The sequence below is a fragment of the Flavobacterium panacis genome (assembly GCF_024649945.1).
GTDB lineage: Bacteria > Bacteroidota > Bacteroidia > Flavobacteriales > Flavobacteriaceae > Flavobacterium > Flavobacterium panacis.
In genome coordinates this window covers 108,162-129,515 of record NZ_JANKMS010000008.1, presented here as the reverse complement: position 1 = coordinate 129,515, position 21,354 = coordinate 108,162, and the positions used below count along the sequence as shown (strand labels likewise).

Sequence of the window (21,354 nt, the reverse complement as noted above, 5' to 3'; positions counted from 1 at the left end):
TGTTGATTCAAAATAAAAAAGGGCTGTTCAATAAAATACTGAACAGCCCTTTTTATATTTTTAAGGATTAAAAACCGAAATTCACTCCTAAACCAAATACTTCTCTAGTCTGAAGACCTTTAAAAGCATTATCATCATAAATAGCTTGGAAAGCTAAATTAGCAGAAAGGAATTTGTTTACTTTCATAATGATGTTCAATGAATAATTGATGTCTACGTTTTGTGGATCTTCTAAATAATTAGAATATAAATTCAGTGTATTTTCTGCAGTTACGTTAGTCATAATGGCTAATTTGTAATATACAGAAGCATAAAAACCAAGCTCATAACGCATCGATTTATTAGCATCTACACCAAAATAAGAACCATCAACATAAGGCAGTCCTGTATTTTGATCAAGACCTGAAGTGTAGGCATTGTCAACAAAAGTAAATTTTGAAGTCAGTGGCGCAAAGTTTACTTTCAGATTTTCATCTTTAGACCAATAAATACCAGGACCTGTTGTTAGATATCCTGGTGACATAAATTTGGTGTTTTCGGTTCTAATTTCTTTTCCGTTTGCATCTTTACCATAAACGTAACCCGTTGTAAACTGAGTTCTGAAATTCAGAAAGAAAGAGTAGTACCATTCGCCAAAAGCTCGTTTACCAAGAATAGAATTGAATTCTAAGCGGTCATCGGTTTTTTTGCTAAAATCAGTGTTTTTAGTTTGTAATAAACCATAAGATGCCAAAACTTTATTATCCCAAGTTACATCGTCTTTTTTATAGTTGAAATCGTAATTGATTCCTAATGTTCCTGAGAAACTGTCCTCACCACCAGCAATCCAGTTGTTAAAGCTCGATTGATTTAGTAAAAGTGATACGGTTCCTTTTGCTTTCCAGCCTTCTTTTTCAATAGTGTCATTAATTTTTTTTACTGCCTTTTCGGTATTTTGAGCTAGTTCTTTTTCAGTATTTTGAGCTTGAGTGAAAGTAAGATTTGCTAAAACGAAGAGTAATAAGAGGATCTTTCTCATGGTATTTAGTTTAAGTGTATTATCAAATATACTAAAACCAACGGAAAACCAAGGGATAAATTGTTTGTAATTGCAGGTTATTTCTTAGATTCTTTGTACAAAGGAACAGCAGAACATGCTTCGCCATACATGATGCTTCTTGCAAACGGCTGTAAGTAGTTTGTTGCCAAAATGTAAGCACGCATCGGAACTGGTTTTCTGGAGCAACCTTTTACAATTACAGGTTTACCTTGATAAGCAGAATAATCGATTTTACTTAAGATTTCTTCGTAAAGACTTGCATCTAAATCTTCGATGGTTCCGTTGACTACTTTTTTAGCAAAAGGAGCCAAATGAACGCTAACCAAGATTAAAGCCCATGCGGGAATAATAGCATCTGTACTGCAATGTACGGCTACATATTGATCTTGATATTGCGACCAGTCGTGATTTTTAAGATGTTCTCTAAAGTCTTTTTCTTTCAATAAAAATCCTTCCAAAAGCCACTGCGAAATGTCAATTTGCACACGCATTCCTTTTGGATAATAATCCTCTAAATCAAAAACTTCTAAGGCGCTATTGGCAACTTTATTGATGATTTCTTCCATTTTTTTTAAGTTTTCAGTCGCGGTTTTCAGTCTCAGTATTTAACTGTGACTGAAAACTGTACTTAAAGTATTTATATTTTTTTTCTTTTCCAGTTGCAGTACTGAACACTGCGATTGAAAACTGAAAACTTTTTAAAGCATTCCTAATTCTAATTTCGCTTCTTCGCTCATTAAATCTTTGCTCCAAGGCGGATCGAAAGTAATCTCAACGTCTACATCTTTGATGTTTTCGATTGTTTTTACTTTTTCTTCCACTTCTCTTGGCAAACTTTCTGCAACTGGGCAGTTTGGAGAAGTCAATGTCATAAGGATTTTTACTTCGTAATCTGTGTTTACCATTACGTCGTAAATTAATCCTAATTCGTAAATATCTACAGGAATCTCAGGATCGTAAATGCCTTTTAAAACTCTTACGATTGATTCTCCTAATTCGTTTGTGTCTATTTCTTGTTCCATTTTTGTATTTAGTTTTTTACCATTAAGAGATTAAGAGAATTAAGTTTTGCTTGCGTGCTTAGCTATATGCTTAATTCTCTTTTAATTTCTAAGAAAATTAAGCTCAAAGCTTTATGAAACTTAATGCCTTAATGGTTTAATAATTTTAATTTTTGTTTTTTGCATCAAAAGCCAAAGCGTACATTTTGATGTTTTTAATCATCGAAACCAAACCGTTGGCACGTGTCGCAGATAAATGTTCTTTTAATCCGATTTCGTCAATAAAATCTGTGTCAGCTTCCAGAATATCTTTTGCTTTTTGATTTGAGAAAGCACGAATTAAAATCGCGATTATTCCTTTAGTTAAAATAGCATCGCTATCCGCAGTAAACACAATTTTATCGTCGTTTTGTTCTCCTTGTAACCAAACTTTTGACTGACAACCTTTGATCAAATTATCATCAGTTTTGTATTCTTCTTTGATTAACGGAAGACTTTTTCCTAGTTCGATGATATACTCATAACGCTGCATCCAGTCATCGAACATTGAAAATTCGTCTATTATCTCGTCTTGTATTTCTTTTATCGTCATAATTATTCTTTAGAAAAATCAACTAATAAATTTACTAGTTTTTCGATTTCTTTTGGTGGAAAACCATTGTCGAAACCTGGAGTTTCATAGGTTTTTCCGTCTTTTACTATTTTTAAATTTCCAATTGCTGCACCATCATAAGTACGTTTGTCAGTCGGAGCCTTTAAAGAGGAAAGACTTTCTAAATTTACTTTTGAATAAGCAGCAACAATCTCGTTCCATTTTGCATCATCAATATTGCTTTTTGCAGCCTCAGCATTACGCTCTTTAATAACCGAAACCGTTTTGTCTTCAACAACAATACTTTTGTAATATCCTCTAGACATTGCAGAGTATTCAATTTGAGTCGATTTCATATCTACCTTTTTTTGACTGCAGCATCCTGTTGCAATAAAAAGCGTTACAAGCAATAATGATAGTATTCTCATACGTTTCGTTTTTAGCTTAACATGATCTGTGCTTTTTTCACAGCTTCAACCATTGCGTCAATTTCTTCTTTTGTGTTGTAGAAAGAAAACGAAGCACGAATTGTTCCAGGAATACAGAAGAAATTCATGATGGGTTGTGCACAATGATGTCCTGTTCTAACTGCAATTCCTAATTTATCTATAATAGAACCAACATCATACGGATGAATTCCATCAATATTAAACGAAACTACAGAAGCTTTATTTTTTCCAGTTCCGTAGATTCTGATGCCTTCAATTTCAGATAAACGTTTTGTAGCGTGCTCTAAAAGTTCGTGTTCGTATTGTTGAATATTTTCGAAACCAACTTCGTTTAAGTAATCAATTGCAGTTCCTAATACAATTCCGCCTGCGATATTTGGAGTTCCAGCTTCAAATTTATGCGGAAGATCGGCATAAGTTGTTTTCTCGAAAGTAACTTCTTTGATCATTTCGCCACCACCTTGATAAGGAGGAAGTTTGTTTAACCAAGCTTCTTTTCCGTAAAGAATTCCAGTTCCGGTTGGACCGCACATTTTATGACCTGAAAAAGCATAAAAATCACAATCTAATTCCTGAACATCTGGTTTTAAATGCGGAACTGCTTGCGCACCGTCAATTAAAACAGCAGAACCGACAGCGTGAGCTTTGTCAATTATGTATTTGATTGGGTTAATGATTCCCAATGCGTTTGAAATATGATTTACAGTAACGATTTTAGTTTTATCTGAAAGCAGTTTATCAAATTCTTCCATGATCAATTCTCCGTTGTCATTGATAGGAATAACTTTTAAAATCGCTCCAGTTTTCTCGCATAACATTTGCCAAGGCACAATGTTGCTGTGATGTTCCAAAGAAGAAACAACCACTTCATCGCCAGGTTTTAAAATAGAAGCAAAGCCGTTTGCAACTAAGTTAATTCCATGTGTAGTTCCTGATGTAAAAAGGACTTCGTGAGCATGTTTTGCATTGATGTGGTCTTTTACTTTTCCACGAGCAATCTCGTAAGCATCAGTTGCTAACTGGCTTAAAGTGTGAACGCCACGGTGAATATTGGCGTTGATTTCTTGATAATATTTTACTTCGGCATCAATTACAACTTGTGGTTTTTGCGAAGTAGCTCCGTTGTCGAAATATACTAATGGCTTTCCGTTTACAGTTTGAGAAAGTATTGGGAAATCAGCTCTTATTTTTTGAATATCTAGCATGTCTTATTTAGAAAAAATCTATTTACAAAAGTACTAAAACTAAATTTGTTTATACAGCAATTCTATAATTTCCTTTTATGATGCCATTGTTTGAAGCCGTAAATGCTGATTCCGTAAAAATCAATTCGGTTTTCTGAATTATCTGAAACAGTTTTCTAATTTGATGCTTAAAATCGTGAACATAAATTATTTATATTGCAGTAAAAATATCTAATCATTATGAAAAAATTTCTAAAAGTACTTCTGCTTGTTTTGGTTCTTGCTTTTTTATATTTCGGATTTACGACTTATCCGAAGCTCGATTTGATTTCTGGTTTTTCAGCTAAAAGTGTTGCATCTGGACATTTTTTGGATAATCGTCCATTAGATTTAATTGAGAAAACCGACAATGATATTAAAATGATTGATTTGGCGAAAAACTCAATTGATGACGCTGGAAAATTTGCAGTTGCTTCGGTTTATGGATTGAAGGAGAGAAAAGCGATTTACCGTGAAGGTCTTGGAGCAACTTTGATTAATGATGATTTTGATGTTTCGAAACCGTATTTACTTCCAAAAAGAACGAAACTAGAAAACAATCTTCCTTTTCCGTATGGAAATAAAGAACCAAAAGACACTTCATTTTCAAATGTTGATTATTCAAAATTAAAGAAAGCGGCTGACAATGCTTTTGATAAAACTGGCGGAAGAATAAAAAGAACCCGTGCCGTTGTAGTTTTATATAAGGATCATTTAATCGCTGAAAAATACGATACAGGATTTAACAAAGACAGTAAAATTTTAGGTTGGTCGATGACAAAAAGTATCACAAGTTCTGCTTTTGGCGTTTTGGCAAAACAAGGAAAAATCGATATTTACAAACCTGCCCCAGTTGCAGAATGGAAAAATGATGAACGTAAAAATATTACGCTAAACGATTTGCTTCACATGAATTCTGGTTTAGAATGGGAAGAGAATTACAGCACAATCTGCGATGCTACAAAAATGCTTTTCCAGGCCGAAGATATGGGAAAAGTACAATTAGAGAAACCAGCACAATTCAAGCCCAATACACATTGGAATTATTCTTCAGGAACAACCAATTTATTGTCTCTGATTTTAAGAAGACAATTCAAGACGCAACAAGAATATCTTGATTTTTGGTACAGCGCCGTAATCGACAAAATCGGAATGAATTCGATGATTGTAGAACAAGACATGAGCGGAACTTTTGTTGGATCATCTTACGGATGGGCAACACCACGCGACTGGTCGAAATTTGGATTATTATATCTGCATAAAGGAAATTGGAATGGCGAACAAATTCTTGACGAAAGCTGGGTAAAATACACGGCAACTCCAACCAATACTTCTGAAGGAAAATATGGGGCTCAATTTTGGTTAAACGCAGGCGGAAAATTCCCAGATGTTCCTCGTGATATGTTTTACTGCAGTGGTTACCAAGGTCAAATGGTAGCGATTATCCCATCAAAAGATATGGTGATCGTGAGAATGGGAGTGCGAGAAGAAGAACCGGGATTTGATTTTAATGGGTTTTTGAAAGAAGTGATTGCTTCTGTAGGGAAATAAAATTTTTAACCGCAATCCCGATAGCTATCGGGAGCTAAGTAAAAAACGCAAAGTTCGCAAAGTCTTAATAAAAAACCTTGCGAACTTTGCGTAACCTTTGTGTCTTTGCGGTAAAACCTCGACTACAAATCAAATCCTAAATTCACGCCCAATTTCATGGCAATGATTTTAGTAATTCTTTGTTTTAATTCTGGTATTTTAATGCTTTCGATTACGGCATTTGAGAATGCGTACATCAATAAAGCTTTAGCTTCTTTTTTCGGGATTCCGCGAGACTGCATGTAGAACATTGCTGTTTCATCAAGCTGTCCAACCGTACATCCGTGAGAACATTTTACGTCATCAGCAAAAATCTCCAATTGCGGTTTTGCATTGATTGTAGCTTTATCGCTCAATAAAATGTTGTTGCTTTTTTGAAAAGCATTTGTTTTTTGAGCTTCTTTCTCAACCAAAACTTTTCCGTTGAAAACTCCTGTCGAACGATCAGAGAAAATTCCTTTATAATCTTGGAAACTTTCGCAGTTTGGTTGTGCGTGGTTTACCAATGTATAATGATCAACGTGTTGTTTGTCATTCAAAATAGAAATTCCGTTCAGCGTACTTGTCAATCTTTCTCCAAAATGGTAAAAGTTTAAGTTGTTACGAGTAAGGTTTCCTCCGAATGAGAAAGTATGAACAGAAGCGTGGCTTTCTTGTTGTTGAGAAACGTAAGTGTTGTCAACTAAGTTTGCTTCGCTATTGTCGTTTTGAATTTTGTAATAATCAACAATCGCACGTTTTTGAGCGAAAATCTCCGTAACAGAATTTGTTAAAACTGGATTTTCGTTCAAACTTTGGTGACGCTCTATAATTTGAACATGTGAATTTTCACCCACAATAACCAAATTTCTTGGCTGAACCATTAATGCTGCTTCATTCCCAGTTGAGAAATACATGATCTCAATTGGTTTGTCTGCCACTTTTTTCTTTGGAATATTGATAAAAGCACCTTCAATCGCAAAAGCAGTATTCAATGAAGTCAAACTATCATCTTTACTTGCAATTTGATTAAAGTAAGTATCAATAACCATTTTATATTTTGGTTTGGTTAATGCAGAAGACATCAAGCAAACATCGATTCCGTCGTGTGTTGTAGAAGACAAATGCGAACTGAAAACACCATCAATAAAAACTAATTTATAGGTGTCAATTTCGTGTAAAAAGTATTTTTTTACCTGATTGAATTCGATTGCACTTTCCTGCTTTGGAAAAACCGTAAAGTCATTTTTTAAGATGGCATTTAGCGATGTGTATTTCCAAGCTTCTTCCTTTTTGGTTGGGAAGCCTTTATTTTCGAAGTTTTTTATAGCATTTGTACGGATGTCATGCAAGTCTGAATGCACATCAACACGCTCTTCAAAAGCCATAAAAGACGATACTAATTTTTCTTTTAAATCCATTTCTTTAGTTATAAGTTATGAGTTATAAGTTATGAGTTTGATAAACTGTAAACTGTAACTGTAAACTAGTTTTCTGCTTTAATCCAATCGTATCCTTTTTCCTCAAGCTCGTAAGCCAATTCTTTTCCGCCTGATTTTACGATTCTTCCGTTGTAAAGAACGTGAACGAAATCTGGAACGATATAATCTAATAAACGTTGGTAGTGTGTAATTACGATAATTGCGTTTTTCTCGCTTTTTAATTTGTTTACACCATTTGCAACAATTCTTAAAGCATCGATGTCAAGGCCAGAATCGGTTTCGTCAAGAATAGCCAATTTTGGCTCTAACATTGCCATTTGGAAAATCTCGTTTCTTTTTTTCTCTCCTCCAGAAAAACCTTCATTTAAAGAACGAGATAAAAATTTACGGTCGATTTCTAACAATTCAGATTTCTCACGAATCACTTTCAGCATTTCGTTTGCAGGCATTTCTTCCTGTCCGTTTGCTTTACGAGTTTCGTTGATAGCAGTTTTCATAAAGTTAGTTACACTAACTCCAGGAATTTCTACCGGATATTGAAAAGAAAGGAAAACACCTTTGTGTGCTCTTTCTTCTGGAGCTAAATCAGCAAGATCTTCTCCGTCAAGAATTACCTCTCCGTCTGTAACTTCGTAGTTTTCGTTTCCTGCAATAACAGCAGAAAGTGTACTTTTTCCAGAACCGTTTGGTCCCATTATCGCGTGAACTTCTCCAGCTTTAACTTCTATATTAATTCCCTTAAGGATTTCTTTATCACCAATCGCGGCGTGAAGGTTTTTTATTGATAACATTGTTTTCTTTGTTTATTCATAATGTCCTTTCAATGAAAGGATATCTAATATTTCGATTGTATCTTCTTCAGTTACTCTGTAAATTATCCGATGCTCTTGGTTTATTCCTCTAGACCATTTTCCAGATAATTCATATTTTAAAGGTTCAGGTTTTCCGATACCTTAATATGGATGAAGTTGTATGTCTTGAATCAAGGCAGTAATTTTATTCATGATCGCTTTATTTCCAGATTTTTTCCAAAACTCTCTGTCTTTTTGCGCTTTTTCAGAATAAATTACTTCCACAAATCTTCTGTTTTTATTTTAACTCCTTTACCATCTTTTATACTTTGTTCGGCATCCAAAATCTCTTTTACAAATTCAGGATTATATGGCTTTTCTTTCTCTTCAATAATTTCAAAACCAAGAGATTTTGCCAGTGATTTTAAAACCGGAAAATCTTTTTTCTTTACATTTTTCAAGATTAGATCCATAATTTTTGATTTAAATTATCCTACAGAACCTTCTAAAGAAATCTCTAATAATTTTTGAGCTTCAACAGCAAATTCCATTGGAAGTTTGTTCAAGACATCTTTACTGAAACCGTTTACAATTAAGGCAATCGCTTTTTCAGTTGGAATACCTCTTTGGTTGCAATAAAATACTTGGTCTTCTCCAATTTTACTTGTAGTTGCTTCGTGCTCGATTTTTGCAGATGGATTTTTACTTTCGATGTAAGGGAAAGTATGCGCACCACAATTGTTACCCATTAATAACGAGTCACATTGCGAAAAGTTTCTTGCATTCTCTGCTCTTGGAGAGATTTGCACTAAACCACGGTAGCTATTTTGTGATTTTCCAGCTGAAATACCTTTAGAAATAATAGTCGATTTAGTGTTTTTACCTAAATGGATCATTTTTGTTCCAGTATCTGCTTGTTGGAAATTATTTGTTACAGCAATAGAATAAAATTCTCCTACTGAATTATCTCCTTTCAATACACAAGAAGGATATTTCCAAGTTACAGCAGAACCTGTTTCAACTTGTGTCCAAGAAATTTTAGCGTTAGTTTCGCATAAACCTCTTTTCGTTACAAAGTTGTAAACTCCACCTTTTCCTTCTTTATTTCCAGGGAACCAGTTTTGAACTGTTGAATATTTAATTTCGGCATCATCCAAAGCGATTAGTTCCACTACAGCAGCGTGTAATTGATTTTCGTCACGACTTGGCGCTGTACATCCTTCAAGATAAGAAACGTAACTTCCTTCATCAGCAATCACCAGCGTTCTTTCGAATTGTCCAGTTCCTGCTTGGTTGATTCTGAAATACGTTGAAAGTTCCATCGGACATTTTACGCCTTTTGGAATATAACAGAAACTTCCGTCAGAGAAAACAGCTGAGTTTAGCGCAGCATAAAAGTTATCTTTCTGAGGAACAACAGTACCTAAATATTTTTTAACTAATTCTGGATGTTCTTTGATTGCTTCAGAAATTGGACAGAAAATAATTCCTTTTTCTGCTAAAGTTTTCTTGAAAGTGGTAGCAACAGAAACAGAATCGACTACGATATCCATAGCGATATTGTTCATTTTTTTCTGTTCGTCTACAGAGATTCCTAACTTTTTGTACATCTCTAATAATTCTGGATCTACATCGTCCAAAGTTTTATTAGGATCTACCGTTTTTGGAGCTGAATAATAGGATATGGCCTGAAAGTCTGGTTTTTCGTAATTTACGTTTGCCCATTCTGGCTCGATCATTTCTTTCCAAGCGCGGAAAGCTTCGATACGCCATTCAGTCATCCATTCAGGTTCTTCTTTTTTAAGCGAAATAGCTCTTACAATCTCTTCGTTTAAGCCAATAGGAAAAGTCTCAGATTCTATATTGGTATAAAATCCGTACTCATATTCTTTAGTTTCCAGTTCGATTTTTAAATCGTCTTCGGTGTATTTGCTCATTATATTTTTTAATGTTGTCTTAAAATTTTAAAGTCCAAATTTGAAGTCAAAGGTTTTTAAGGCCTTTGACTTTTAGTTTTTGACTATAAAGAAAATGATTCTCCACATCCGCAAGTTCTGCTTGCGTTAGGATTATTGAAAACAAATCCTTTTCCGTTTAATCCTCCAGAGAATTCTAAAATTGTTCCGGCTAAATAAAGGAATGATTTTTTCTCAACAGCAATTTGTATATCGTTGTCAACGAATATTTTGTCGTCTTCTCCTTTGGTTTTGTCAAATTTTAAATCGTAAGACAAACCAGAGCATCCACCGCTTTTCACACCTACTCTTACGTAGTCGCTTGCGGCGTCAAAACCATCATCAGTCATCAAGTCGATGATTTTCTTTTTGGCAGTATCTGAAACTTTTATCATTGTTCTTAGATGTTTGTTTTTAATGAGCATTTTGATTCTGTACTGAATTTAGTACAGATTTAAAACGCTAGTTTTCAATGTTAAATAGAAATTGTCTGCAAAGATACGACTTAAAAACCTTTTTCCATAACGGTTCACATTATTATAACAAATGTTAAAATAGATATTACTTATTTTAATAAAAGCAAACCTGAAAAAGAGACTGAAAATTAGAAAAAAATATTTTTTGTCTCTTTGAAATTGCAAATATCGCTCCTAAATGTTAAAAAACAAGTATTTATACTCATTCTCAGGAATATTTAATTGGTAATTTTGCGAAAAATTGTGAGTAATTATGAAAAAACAAAATAATATTAAGTGGTTTAAACCCTTGTTTGCATTAATTTTTGTTTTAGGAGTAGGTGCTTCGGTATTGGTTTTTAGCAGTGAGATGAATGAGAATGAAAATGAGATTAAAAAAGAAAGTATTGCTAAAGAAATCTCGACTGAAAATAAAGAAACAAGTGATCAAAAAAACATCTTAGATTCATTGATTACATTAAAAGCAGCTTATGATGTTGCGATTCAGGAAAAAACAGCACTTTCTGAGCAGTTGGAACTAGAACGTAAGAATGTTCAAAACTTGATGGAGATTATTCAGGCTTCTCAAAATCCATCATTGGCTCAGCTTAAGGTGTTTAGGTCACAGCTTTCAGATTCAAAATTGTCATTAGAGAATAAAATGATGGAGATTAAAAAACTAAAATCTCAGAATAAAAACCTACTGACTGAAATTGAAAGCCAAAATGTGGTTATGTACAAACAAAAGGCTGAAAATGATACTTTAATTTTAAAACAAAAGAAATTAGAGTCTACTTTGAAAGATGCATCAAAACTTTATTTGAGCACCTTTAAAGTGATTGCACTTCGTGAAAAAAGTTCAGGGACAGAATTGGAAACAACGAAAGCAAAGAACACAAAAAAACTTAAAGTTAGTTTTACAGTCAATGGAAATGGTGTTGCCAAAACGGGTAAAAGAGTTTTTTATGTTCAGGTTTTAGATCAAAAGAACACTGTTTTGGGAGACAATAAACTAATTGAATTTGGGAATGATAAGGCTTTGGTTTACAGTTTTATCGTTAGTACGGATTTTCAGGGGAAATCTTTAAACGCTTACGGAATTTTAAATGCAGATAAGTTTAAGAAGGGAACTTATTTTGTGAATTATTTTGATAAACAGGAAATAATGGGAAGTACTTCGATTACATTAGAATAATCTGAAAGTTTTTAACCTTAAATTTTAGCAAAAGGAGTTTGAATTTTCTAGCTTTGTTTTTTTAGAAAATCATTCTCATGAAACTTTACCCAATAGAATCCGGAAATTTTAAGTTAGATGGAGGTGCCATGTTTGGCGTTGTTCCTAAAACGATTTGGAATAAAACCAATCCTGCCGATGCCAATAATCTTATTGATATTGCTGCGCGTTGCCTATTAATTGAAGACGGCAATCGTTTAATTTTAATAGATACCGGAATGGGCGATAAACAATCTGAGAAATTCTTTGGTTATTATTCCCTTTGGGGTTCACATTCTTTAGATAAATCACTAGCAAAATATGGTTTTCATCGAGATGATATTACAGATGTTTTTATGACACATCTGCATTTTGATCATTGTGGTGGGAGTGTTCAATGGAATTCGGATAAAACGGGTTATGAACCCGCTTTTAAAAATGCAAAATTCTGGACCAATGAAAATCATTGGGAATGGGCGACAAAACCAAATGCCAGAGAAAAAGCTTCTTTTTTGTCTGAGAATATTTTGCCCATGCAAGAAAGCGGGCAACTGAATTTTGCTGAAAGACCAGAATCTGATTTTGGTTTTTCGAAAGAACTAAATTTTGACATCTATTACGTTGACGGCCATACCGAAAAACAAATGATTCCGTATATCAAATACCAAGATAAAACCATTGTTTTTTGTGCCGATTTATTGGCTACAGCTGGACATATTCCACTTCCATATGTTATGGGATATGATACAAGACCTTTGCTGACCATGCCTGAAAAATCAAAATTTTTAAACGCAGCGGCAGATCAAAATCATTATTTGTTCTTGGAACATGATGCACACAATCAGATTATAACCGTTGAGCATACTGAAAAAGGTGTTCGCTTAAAAGAGGTTTTTACTTGCGAAGAAATTTTTTAAACGAAAAAAGAAATCATATAAAAAATCCCATTTTCGGTTTTGAAAATGGGATTTTTTAATTGAACTAAATTGTGTTTTTTGTTTATTCTACAATTATTTTTTTCGCAGAAGCGGCATCTCCATTAATTAAATAGACATAATAAACACCTTTTGGCAAACCAGCTAAATCAATAGTATTATTGGTCTCACCATTATCAAAAACAAATGTTTTTACCAATTGTCCTAATGCGTTATAAACAGTTGCTTTTTCTAAAGTAATATTATTGATGTTTACTTCACCCTTTGTAGGATTCGGATACACTACCGCTTTATCAAAAACAGAATCTTCAACACCTAAAGCGGTACAATTTGAAGAATAAACTGCTTTCGCATCTTTTTTACCCGACCAATTTTTATTTGAATAATTTTCGTCGTCTACGTTTATGCAAGTAAGGAGAGGATTGTTTGTAAAATTAGAATCAGTCAGATTAAAATTTTTGTTATTTCCATTTTTTAAATTCAAATTCGTCATCTTATTATTATAACAGTTAAATGTATTGATGGCAGTATTTTTAGAAATATCTAAACCTTCTAATAAATTGTCGTTGCAATAAAAGGTGGTTAAAGAAAGATTTTTTGCTACATCCAAATTTGTCAATTTATTATTTGTACAATTGAAAGTTTGCAAAGCTGTATTTTTGGTAACATCAAAAGTAGTAAAAGAGTTTTTACTCAAATTTAAATATGTCAAAGCTCTATTTGTAGAGAGATCGAGGCGGGTTAATTCATTTGTGTTGCAATCTAAAAAAGTTAAAAATTCATTCTTAGACAGATTTAAAGTTTTTGCAGAATTCTTGGAGTAATATAAAGTGGTTAAGAGGATATTTTCTGAAAAATCGGGTGAGTTAATTTTATTTGAACCGCAATCTAAGTAAGTTAGAGATGTAAAATCTTCAATTCCTTTTAAATTTGAAATATTGCTAGAAGCAACATCTAAGGTTTCGACATAAACAATGTTAGAAGTAAGTACTTTTCCATTCTTACCATCGGTATCAATTCCTAATGCTATTAATTTTTCTTCAAAAGAAGGATCAGGGATAAGAGTATAAGGAATATTTTCAGAACAAACTCCATTATAGTAAGAAGCTTTTGGATCTTTAGAAGTCTCCCAAAGAGAGTTATTGACAGTTTCCTTGTCGACGCTGATGCATTTTAAATTAGGATTGCTACCAAGGTTGTGGATCTTCATTATTACGTTGTTTCCACTTCTCAAATTCAGGTTAAATAGATTGTTTTTGCTACATCTAAGAGTAGTTAATAAATAATTTTCTGAAAGATCAAGAGCAATTATTTTATTATATGAACAATCAAGATAATTGAGTTTAAAATTTTTAGAAACATCCAGATTTGATAATCGATTAAAAGAACAATCGAGATAAGTAAAATCAGGATTATGAGGAATTTCTAAAGAGGTCAAATAATTGTTGCTGCATTTGAGTTCAATCAGTTTCAAATTATTCTTTAGGTTTAAAGTTTTTAGGTTTAAATTATCACAATATAAATAGTTTAAATTAACATTGTTAGAAACATTCAGAGAACTTAATTGAGGATTATCTGAGCAACGTAATTCTGTTAAAGCAATATTTTTTGAAATATCTAACGAAGACAACTTATTACTATTACAAGATAAGGAAGTTAATGCAGTAAAATCCTCAATTCCTGTCAGATCCGAGATATTTCTTGCAAATACAGATAAAGTCTTCAGGGTAGAAATGTTTGCTGTTAGTACTTTTCCATCGAGTTTACCTGAATCTAGCCCTAGATCTATAATATGTTGTTCAAAATTTGGATCGGGGATAGCGGTGTACTGCCCATCACAAGCTAAAGCAAATGTAGACTCATATTCTCTGTTTCCCGCCCAATTTTTACTTGAATAGACCGGATCATCTACGGTGATACATTTCAAATCTTTATTCCCATAAAAGCTTAAATGATGAATAAAATTCCAGTAAAAAGCCTTATTGTTTCCATTTTTTATATTTACACTGGTTAGAGAGTTGTCTTGACAATATAAAGATGTCAAAGCTGTGTTTTTTGAAGCATCCAGATTTGTTAGTAAGTTCTTTGAACAATCTAAAGTGATTAATGCAGTATGTTTTGTAACATCAATACTTGTTAGTAAGTTTTTTTCACACTTTAAAGTGATTAAGGCAGTATTTTTTGAAATATCAAGACTTGTTAATTTATTAGATCCACATTGTAAATTGGTCAAGCCTAATTTTTCAGAAATATCAAGATTGGTTAGGCTATTATTATTACAAATAATAGTAGTTAAAGCTGGATTTTTAGAAATATTCAAACTTGTCAGTAAGTTGTTCTGGCAATTTAAAATAACTAAAGCGGTATTTTTAGTTAGATTTAAAGTCGTCAATCGTTGATATTGACAAATTAGTAATGTTAACGCCTTGAAATCTTCAATTCCAGTTAAGTCTTTAATGAGATCATTACCATTTCCAGATATATTCAAAGAAGTTAGTGTAGAAATGTTAGATGTTAAAACTTTTCCGTCTGTTGTACCTGAGTCGATACCAAGAGCTATCAAGCTTTTTTCAAAATTCAAATCAGGAATAAGGGTATATTGCTCTGTTCCTTTAGCATAAACCTGTACATGATCGATATTTGCGTTAAATCCGATGTTGTCAATAGTATTTAAAGAAATACTTAAATCATAAGATAAATTTTGATCTGGTGTAAAAGTAGTTTCAACTGTTGTCCAGTTATTGTCTTTAGCAAAGATACTATTAGAAAGTGTTGTAGAACTTCCGTTTTTACTAATGTTTAAGACAATTGGATGGGAACTGTTATAATTGCTGCTTAAATATTTGTATTTGAATTTAACAACATAAGTAATTCCAGCTTTTAAAGGAACTTGTGTTGTAATTTTTGGAATCGAAGCACTGCTTGTAAAAGATAATTTCGCGCTATTAAATCCTTCCCAATACTCTGTAGTGTTTTGTGTAACATTGTTTTGAGTTGTCCAATCGAGCAATACTGTGGGGCTTGTCCACTTTTCAAATTCCCCATTTGGAACTAAATTGGTTTGTGCATAAATCGAGAAATTTGCTAGTAATAGCAAGAAGAGTAGTTTTGTTTTCATATTTGATTTTTGAAATATTGTAAATAATTTTTTGTAAAAAAAATAAGAATAAAGCATTTAAAATTTAAAAACCGAATCACAAATGTAAGTATTTATTTACATTGTATTTTAAGCAAATACAAAAAACGTATGAAACGTTCAATTGTATTTATTGAAAGACCAAATTCTGATTTTGGTTTTTCAAACGAATTAGGTTTATGATATAAGAACATTATTGACAATGCCTGAAAAATCAAAATTTTTGAATATGGCAGGCAGATCAAAATCATTATTTGTTTTTGGAACATGATCGACACAATTAGATTATAAACCTTGAACATACCGAAAAGGTGTTCGAAAGAAGTTTTTACTTGCGAAGAAAACCTTTAATGAGAAAAATGTAAGCATAAAAAATCCTACTTTCTAAATATTGAAAATGGGATTTTTTAATTTAACTCATTGTGATTATTCAACTATAACTTTTTTCGCCGAAGCCGCATCTCCGTTAATCAAGTAAACATAGTAAACTCCTTTTGGCAAACCAGACAAATTAATTGTATGATCTGTATTTGCAGAATTTAAAATAAACGATTTTACCAATTGTCCTAATGAATTATAAACTGTTGCTTTTTCTATAAAAACGTTAGTAATGTTTATTTCTCCTTTTGTTGGAATAGGATAAAGTATCGCTTGGTTAAAAGTAGATTCATCAACACTTAGACTTTTACAAGTATTGGCATAAATGGTAGTTGATTCTTTGATACTTGACCAATTTGTATTTGAATAATTCTCATCATCAACTTGTATACAGCTTAGGGTTGTAAGACCTAAGAAAGAAGTATATAATCCTGAAGCTGATTTTCTGCCAGTATTTGATGGCAGAATAAAGTTAGCATTGTTTCCATTTTTCAGGTTTAATAAAACCAAAGGATTATTAACTACATATACAACTTTAAGCTTAGTGTTTTTTGATATATCTAATGTTGTAAGTTTGTTTGAAGAAGCGTCTAATATTTCTAATTCACTATTTTTACTCAAATCTAATTTGGTTAATTGATTATTGCTGATATCCAAAGTTTTCAATGAAGTAAAATATTCTATCCCGCTTAAATCTTTAATGTTACTATTTGAAAGATCTAAAGTTGTAATAGAACTGATGTTTCCGATTGTGATTTTTCCATTTACACCATCTGTATCAATTCCCAGATCTACTAATTTTTGTTCAAAACTACTATCAGGTACAGATACATATTTTATCTCACAATTAGTATTAAAAGAAGCTGTAGCATCTATAGCGTTGGCCCAGTTTTTATTTGAATACGCAACATCATCAACTTGTATACAAGTCAAATTGGGATTGTTTTTTAAATTAATAATATTATCTAATAAAGTGTTTTTTCCGTTTTTTAAATTCAGAGATGATAAGTTATTACCGTCGCAAATGAAATATTTCAAAGAAGTGTTTTTAGAAACATCCAAGTTTGTTAACAGGTTATTGTTACAAATGAAATAAACCAATGACGTATTTCTTGAAACATCAATTACTTTGATTCTATTAGATTCTAATGTTAACTGCGTTAATGAAGGTTGGACTCCCAATTCTAAAGAAGTAAGTTTATTAAATCCAAGGTGTGCTGTTTCTAAAGCCATATTTTTATAAATAGTTACTTTAGACATGTTGTTGTTATCAGCAATCAACTTTTTTAGTAAAAGATTTTTCGACACATTTAAAGAATCTAATTTGTTGATTCTACAAGTTAATTCAACCAATGAAATGTTTTGGGAAACATCTAATTTAGTCAATGAATTATTAGAAACATCTAAAGTTTTTAAAGCCACAAAATCTTCAATTCCTGTTAAATCAGAAATATTGCTTTCCGCTACATTTAATGAAGAGAGATTGGAGATTTTTGATGTTAAAACTTTTCCGTCAGAAGTACCGCTGTCAATTCCCAATGCAATTAATTTTTGTTCAAATTTTGCGTCAGGAATTAAAGTATAAGTAATATCAGGATATCCGCATGAAGTACTAAAAGAAGCTGTATTGTCTTTTGCTATTGACCAATTTGTATTTGAAAAACTAACATTGTCAACCTGAATACAAGTTAAGTTTGGATTGTCTTTCAAATTATTATCCATCCTTGTAAAATTAGCATTATTGCCATTTTTTAAGTTAAGAGTTTCTAATTTGTTAGAGGCACATCTTAGATAATTTAGAGCGGGATTTTTAGAAAGATCAAGATTGATTATTGCGTTAGAATTACAGTTTAATCCACCAAGTAAAGTGTTTTTTGAAACATTTAAACTTGTCAGTTGATTGGTGTCACATTCCAATCTTACCAAGAAAGTATTTTTAGAAACATCTAAGTTTCTAATTTGGTTGCTGTTACAAAAAAGACCATCTAGATATATATTCTTAGAAACATTTAAATCCGTCAATAGATTATGATCGCAAAATAAATTTGTTAAAACAGTATTTTGAGAAATATCCAAAACTTTTAATAGGTTAGAATTGCAATATAAATGCGTCAAAGCTGTATTTTTAGAAACATCTAAAGTTGTTATAGCATTTTTGGTAAAATACAACATCCTTAAATTGGTGTTTTTAGAGACATCTATACTCGTAATTTGGTTCTCGTGGAAATACAAGTCTACTAAAGCAATATTTTTAGAAACATCTAGGCTTTTGATTTGATTGTTTCCGACAGACAAAAAATTTAATGAGGTATTTTTAGAAACGTTTATGTTGGTCAATTGATTATTATCGCAATCTAAATTTATTAAAGAAGTAAAGTCTTCGATTCCTGATAAATTAGTAATTGATTTTGAACTAATAAATAAATCAGTTACAGAAGACACTTTTGAGGTGAGAACTTTTCCGTCTGGAACTCCTGAATCAATTCCCTTTTCAATTAAAGCTTTTTCAAAATTAACGTCAGGGATTAAGGTGTATCCTGATGTACAATTTGTATCAAAACTTGCGATAGCCTCTTTTTTTGTAGCCCAGTTTGTATTGGCAAAATTCACATCATCAACCTGAATACATGTTAAATCAGGATTATTTTTAAATCCGGAATTGAAAATATTCAAATTGGCATTGTTACCATTTTTTACGTTCAGTGTTGTTAATTTATTTTTGTCACAAGTTAAAGTACTTAACACTGGATTTTGAGAAAGATCGAGATTTGTCAGTTGATTAGAATGACACCATAAAGTGGTTAAAGCTTTTTGTTGAGAAACATCTAAAGTTTTTAATTGATTGTCAAAACAATACAAACTGTTTATCTCTTTGTTTTTTGAAATGTCAAGAGTAGTTAAATTATTTTCCTGACAATGTAAAAAAGTCAAAGCAGTATTTTTACTAATATTTATGCTGGTTAACTTGTTTGTAGAACAAACAAATTGTTTTAAGCTTGTATATCTTGAAATATCAAGAACTGTAAAGTTATTTGCATTCAGATACAATACTTCCAGATTATTGCTTTCAGGAGGAAGTGTAATCGAACTCAATTGATTTTCGCCACACCAAAGCGTTTTTAAAAGTGTATTTTTGTAAAGATTTAGATTAGTCAGCTTGTTTTGATCTAAATAAATATTCGTTAAATTTTTATTTTCAGCGAGATTAATAGACGTTATTTGATTGGTTGTACAGCTTAAATGTGTCAGCGATGTACATGTGTAAACTTCAAGACTTGTTAACTTATTACGATCAACATAAATCTCCCTTAGGCTACTATTTCCTGAAAGATTAATTGATGACAATTGATTATTTTGTCCATTCACTACAATAAGTTTTGCATTTTTTGAAAGGTCAGCACTGGTTATGTTGTTCGACTGAAAGTATAAATAAGTTAAGGAAGTAAAGTCTTCAATTCCGGTTAAATCAGTAATATTTGATGATGAAAGATCAAGAATTCCAATAGAAGCAATATTTTCTGTTAGCACTTTTCCATCAATCGGCCCCGAATCAAGACCTAATGCTATTAGTTTTTTCTCAAAATTAACATCTGGAATAGAAGTATAAGCAATTGGTTTTGAAGAGCTGTATAAAATTGAGATTTCTTCTGCACTCAAAACTCTGTTCCAAAGTCCCAGATCATCCAAATCACCTTCAAAATAATTATTCTGATTGTTTTTTCCAATGGTACAAATACCAGAAAATCCTTTTGGAAATGAATTGATTTTTTCAGTTAATTCAAGAACACCGTTGATATACAATGAAAAAATATCAGTGTTGTCATCAAATGTCATTGCAAAAAAGGTCCATTTGTTATTAAAATAGTTTTTTTGAGAAGAGATAAGCTGACCACCAAACAAAACATTTAAATAACCTTTTAGATATAAACTTATCGTAAATGAATCTGCCTCACTTCCATAATTGATCAAACAAAAGTCAAATTCTGAAGACTTAACAGGAGTACTGGCTTTAAACCATCCTGTAATGGTTCTAGAATTATTGTTTTGTGGATGATTGGCTAGATAAGCACTCATACTACTGCTAGTTCCATTAAAGGAACAAGCCGAATTAGTATTCCCAAATCGATCAGTAGTTAAAGTAAGGTTTTGTGGATATGGATTAATATTGTTTCCGCTTGCATCAATTGTATTTCCGTTAAATGGATAATAAAATAACAGTCCATTTGTAGACAAGTATGATGGTAGATTTTGAGCTTGAACAATAAAATTTGCTAATAATAGCAGAAAAAGTAGTTTTGTTTTCATAGGCTAGTTTATCATTTTGGCGTTACAATAATACAATAACTATTCTGAGTTTTATTACGGAAAGACGTACTAAAAAAATAATTGATATAATGTGTTTTTTAAATAAAAAACTCCCATTTTCGTGAATTTTGAAAATAGGAGTTTAGTGTAACAAATTTTAATTCTAAGTGTTTAGTTAGTTTTGAATTTCCAAACCTGACCAACAGTTTCGCCGCCTTTATTGTCTTTTACAACAACTTTCCAATAGTATTGTTTTGTTGCTTCTAGCGTAACATTTAATGATGTGCTGGTTGCATTTTCAGCTGCTTTTACTGTAGGAGGATTAGCAGTTCCAAAATAAACATCATAAGTTAAAACATCTTCTGTATCCACATCCGAAGCGCTCCATTTTAGAGTCGCAGTACCAGGATTTATAGTAGCATTTATTACAGGCTGCACCAATTCTGGAGCAAATGGCAGATGATTTACAACAGCAGCTCCAGCAGTATAAAATTTAAATGTAGATGAATATTCACTCGATAAACCTTTGGCATCTGTAGCTTTTACTCTCCAATAATAAGCGGTGTTTTTGTCTAAAGCTAAACTGCTTGTTGCAGGAGACGAATTGTCTAAAGTTTTAACGATTTGCGCAAAAGAATTGTCTTTAGCAATTTGAATCTGATAAACAATTGCATCTTTTTGGTCGTCTTTAGAAGCGTTCCATTCAAAAGAAACATTGTTATCTAAACATAATTTATTATCAGCAGGAAGTCTTAATGTGGGTACAGATGGAGCTGTGTTAACAACTGGAGCAGATTCTGGATCATCGCTTCCACCACCACAGGCTGTTAGTATTAAACAAGCAATTGAAAGATATATAGAATTTCTCATT

General features: G+C 32.1%; 19 protein-coding genes. 3 read left to right on the top strand and 16 right to left on the bottom strand.

The window, feature by feature from the left end; all coding sequences use genetic code 11:
* Nucleotides 1–67 precede the first annotated feature (67 nt).
* The 6 genes from NQQ59_RS17220 to NQQ59_RS17195 all read right to left on the bottom strand — a co-directional run bounded on the left by NQQ59_RS17220 (nucleotide 68) and on the right by NQQ59_RS17195 (nucleotide 4,286).
* Entirely contained in the window at nucleotides 68–1,018 is a 951-nt protein-coding gene (locus tag NQQ59_RS17220; RefSeq protein ID WP_144216111.1) for a DUF3078 domain-containing protein, read from the bottom strand.
* A 77-nt stretch (nucleotides 1,019–1,095) separates the two neighbouring features.
* A complete protein-coding gene (locus NQQ59_RS17215) occupies nucleotides 1,096–1,605 on the bottom strand; it encodes a DUF2480 family protein (protein ID WP_073413414.1) in 510 nt (169 codons plus the stop codon).
* A gap of 132 nt (nucleotides 1,606–1,737) precedes the next feature.
* Nucleotides 1,738–2,061 (bottom strand): SUF system Fe-S cluster assembly protein, encoded by a 324-nt coding sequence (locus NQQ59_RS17210; RefSeq protein WP_012023258.1) that lies wholly within the window; start codon nucleotides 2,059–2,061, stop codon nucleotides 1,738–1,740.
* A gap of 145 nt (nucleotides 2,062–2,206) precedes the next feature.
* On the bottom strand, nucleotides 2,207–2,632 hold the full coding sequence (locus NQQ59_RS17205) for a SufE family protein (RefSeq protein ID WP_012023259.1): 426 nt from the start codon (nucleotides 2,630–2,632) through the stop codon (nucleotides 2,207–2,209).
* A gap of 2 nt (nucleotides 2,633–2,634) precedes the next feature.
* Complete coding sequence (locus tag NQQ59_RS17200; protein WP_144216109.1) at nucleotides 2,635–3,060, bottom strand: hypothetical protein; 426 nt, start codon at nucleotides 3,058–3,060, stop codon at nucleotides 2,635–2,637.
* A gap of 11 nt (nucleotides 3,061–3,071) precedes the next feature.
* Nucleotides 3,072–4,286, bottom strand: coding sequence for an aminotransferase class V-fold PLP-dependent enzyme (locus tag NQQ59_RS17195; RefSeq protein WP_144216107.1), 1,215 nt, complete (start codon nucleotides 4,284–4,286; stop codon nucleotides 3,072–3,074).
* Nucleotides 4,287–4,505: 219 nt separating this feature from the next.
* Between NQQ59_RS17195 and NQQ59_RS17190 the strand changes: the two genes are divergently transcribed.
* Nucleotides 4,506–5,855, top strand: a complete 1,350-nt coding sequence (locus NQQ59_RS17190; protein ID WP_144216105.1) for a serine hydrolase domain-containing protein — start codon at nucleotides 4,506–4,508, stop codon at nucleotides 5,853–5,855.
* Between the two features lie 122 nt (nucleotides 5,856–5,977).
* Here NQQ59_RS17190 and sufD read toward each other — a convergent pair whose 3' ends face one another.
* The 7 genes from sufD to NQQ59_RS17155 all read right to left on the bottom strand — a co-directional run bounded on the left by sufD (nucleotide 5,978) and on the right by NQQ59_RS17155 (nucleotide 10,456).
* Complete coding sequence (gene sufD, locus NQQ59_RS17185) at nucleotides 5,978–7,294, bottom strand: Fe-S cluster assembly protein SufD (protein ID WP_144216103.1); 1,317 nt, start codon at nucleotides 7,292–7,294, stop codon at nucleotides 5,978–5,980.
* A 65-nt stretch (nucleotides 7,295–7,359) separates the two neighbouring features.
* Complete coding sequence (sufC, locus tag NQQ59_RS17180; protein ID WP_057121683.1) at nucleotides 7,360–8,106, bottom strand: Fe-S cluster assembly ATPase SufC; 747 nt, start codon at nucleotides 8,104–8,106, stop codon at nucleotides 7,360–7,362.
* Between the two features lie 12 nt (nucleotides 8,107–8,118).
* Nucleotides 8,119–8,265 (bottom strand): Txe/YoeB family addiction module toxin, encoded by a 147-nt coding sequence (locus NQQ59_RS17175; RefSeq protein ID WP_257698410.1) that lies wholly within the window; start codon nucleotides 8,263–8,265, stop codon nucleotides 8,119–8,121.
* Between the two features lie 3 nt (nucleotides 8,266–8,268).
* Entirely contained in the window at nucleotides 8,269–8,391 is a 123-nt protein-coding gene (locus NQQ59_RS17170; RefSeq protein WP_257698401.1) for a type II toxin-antitoxin system RelE/ParE family toxin, read from the bottom strand.
* Nucleotides 8,382–8,579 (bottom strand): DUF2683 family protein, encoded by a 198-nt coding sequence (locus tag NQQ59_RS17165; RefSeq protein WP_144216102.1) that lies wholly within the window; start codon nucleotides 8,577–8,579, stop codon nucleotides 8,382–8,384. Before NQQ59_RS17165 ends, NQQ59_RS17170 begins: the two co-directional genes overlap by 10 nt.
* A gap of 15 nt (nucleotides 8,580–8,594) precedes the next feature.
* Entirely contained in the window at nucleotides 8,595–10,043 is a 1,449-nt protein-coding gene (gene sufB, locus NQQ59_RS17160) for a Fe-S cluster assembly protein SufB (protein ID WP_144216100.1), read from the bottom strand.
* Nucleotides 10,044–10,126: 83 nt separating this feature from the next.
* Entirely contained in the window at nucleotides 10,127–10,456 is a 330-nt protein-coding gene (locus NQQ59_RS17155; RefSeq protein ID WP_012023267.1) for a HesB/IscA family protein, read from the bottom strand.
* Nucleotides 10,457–10,790: 334 nt separating this feature from the next.
* Between NQQ59_RS17155 and NQQ59_RS17150 the strand changes: the two genes are divergently transcribed.
* A complete protein-coding gene (locus NQQ59_RS17150; RefSeq protein WP_144216098.1) occupies nucleotides 10,791–11,711 on the top strand; it encodes a hypothetical protein in 921 nt (306 codons plus the stop codon).
* 77 nt (nucleotides 11,712–11,788) lie between these two features.
* Nucleotides 11,789–12,646: an MBL fold metallo-hydrolase gene (locus NQQ59_RS17145; RefSeq protein ID WP_144216096.1), complete on the top strand. Its 858-nt coding sequence runs from the start codon at nucleotides 11,789–11,791 to the stop codon at nucleotides 12,644–12,646.
* A gap of 82 nt (nucleotides 12,647–12,728) precedes the next feature.
* On the opposite strand, the gene NQQ59_RS17140 is transcribed toward NQQ59_RS17145, so the two are convergent.
* The 3 genes from NQQ59_RS17140 to NQQ59_RS17130 form a co-directional block, all read right to left on the bottom strand.
* Complete coding sequence (locus NQQ59_RS17140) at nucleotides 12,729–15,782, bottom strand: T9SS type A sorting domain-containing protein (RefSeq protein ID WP_186296597.1); 3,054 nt, start codon at nucleotides 15,780–15,782, stop codon at nucleotides 12,729–12,731.
* A 444-nt stretch (nucleotides 15,783–16,226) separates the two neighbouring features.
* A complete protein-coding gene (locus tag NQQ59_RS17135; protein WP_257698400.1) occupies nucleotides 16,227–20,483 on the bottom strand; it encodes a leucine-rich repeat domain-containing protein in 4,257 nt (1,418 codons plus the stop codon).
* Between the two features lie 171 nt (nucleotides 20,484–20,654).
* Nucleotides 20,655–21,353: a glycoside hydrolase family 78 protein gene (locus tag NQQ59_RS17130; protein WP_144216091.1), complete on the bottom strand. Its 699-nt coding sequence runs from the start codon at nucleotides 21,351–21,353 to the stop codon at nucleotides 20,655–20,657.
* Nucleotide 21,354 lies beyond the last annotated feature (1 nt).

Excerpts from the sequence above, each read along its gene's own strand:
- NQQ59_RS17220 (WP_144216111.1), bottom strand. The coding sequence starts at position 1,018 with ATGAGAAAGATCCTCTTATTACTCTTCGTTTTAGCAAATCTTACTTTC.
- NQQ59_RS17150 (WP_144216098.1), top strand. The coding sequence starts at position 10,791 with ATGAAAAAACAAAATAATATTAAGTGGTTTAAACCCTTGTTTGCATTA.
- sufB (WP_144216100.1), bottom strand. The coding sequence starts at position 10,043 with ATGAGCAAATACACCGAAGACGATTTAAAAATCGAACTGGAAACTAAA.
- NQQ59_RS17140 (WP_186296597.1), bottom strand. The coding sequence starts at position 15,782 with ATGAAAACAAAACTACTCTTCTTGCTATTACTAGCAAATTTCTCGATT.
- NQQ59_RS17155 (WP_012023267.1), bottom strand. The coding sequence starts at position 10,456 with ATGATAAAAGTTTCAGATACTGCCAAAAAGAAAATCATCGACTTGATG.
- sufD (WP_144216103.1), bottom strand. The coding sequence starts at position 7,294 with ATGGATTTAAAAGAAAAATTAGTATCGTCTTTTATGGCTTTTGAAGAG.
- NQQ59_RS17210 (WP_012023258.1), bottom strand. The coding sequence starts at position 2,061 with ATGGAACAAGAAATAGACACAAACGAATTAGGAGAATCAATCGTAAGA.
- NQQ59_RS17195 (WP_144216107.1), bottom strand. The coding sequence starts at position 4,286 with ATGCTAGATATTCAAAAAATAAGAGCTGATTTCCCAATACTTTCTCAA.
- NQQ59_RS17130 (WP_144216091.1), bottom strand. The coding sequence starts at position 21,353 with ATGAGAAATTCTATATATCTTTCAATTGCTTGTTTAATACTAACAGCC.
- NQQ59_RS17200 (WP_144216109.1), bottom strand. The coding sequence starts at position 3,060 with ATGAGAATACTATCATTATTGCTTGTAACGCTTTTTATTGCAACAGGA.
- NQQ59_RS17135 (WP_257698400.1), bottom strand. The coding sequence starts at position 20,483 with ATGAAAACAAAACTACTTTTTCTGCTATTATTAGCAAATTTTATTGTT.
- NQQ59_RS17215 (WP_073413414.1), bottom strand. The coding sequence starts at position 1,605 with ATGGAAGAAATCATCAATAAAGTTGCCAATAGCGCCTTAGAAGTTTTT.
- NQQ59_RS17205 (WP_012023259.1), bottom strand. The coding sequence starts at position 2,632 with ATGACGATAAAAGAAATACAAGACGAGATAATAGACGAATTTTCAATG.
- sufC (WP_057121683.1), bottom strand. The coding sequence starts at position 8,106 with ATGTTATCAATAAAAAACCTTCACGCCGCGATTGGTGATAAAGAAATC.
- NQQ59_RS17165 (WP_144216102.1), bottom strand. The coding sequence starts at position 8,579 with ATGGATCTAATCTTGAAAAATGTAAAGAAAAAAGATTTTCCGGTTTTA.
- NQQ59_RS17190 (WP_144216105.1), top strand. The coding sequence starts at position 4,506 with ATGAAAAAATTTCTAAAAGTACTTCTGCTTGTTTTGGTTCTTGCTTTT.
- NQQ59_RS17145 (WP_144216096.1), top strand. The coding sequence starts at position 11,789 with ATGAAACTTTACCCAATAGAATCCGGAAATTTTAAGTTAGATGGAGGT.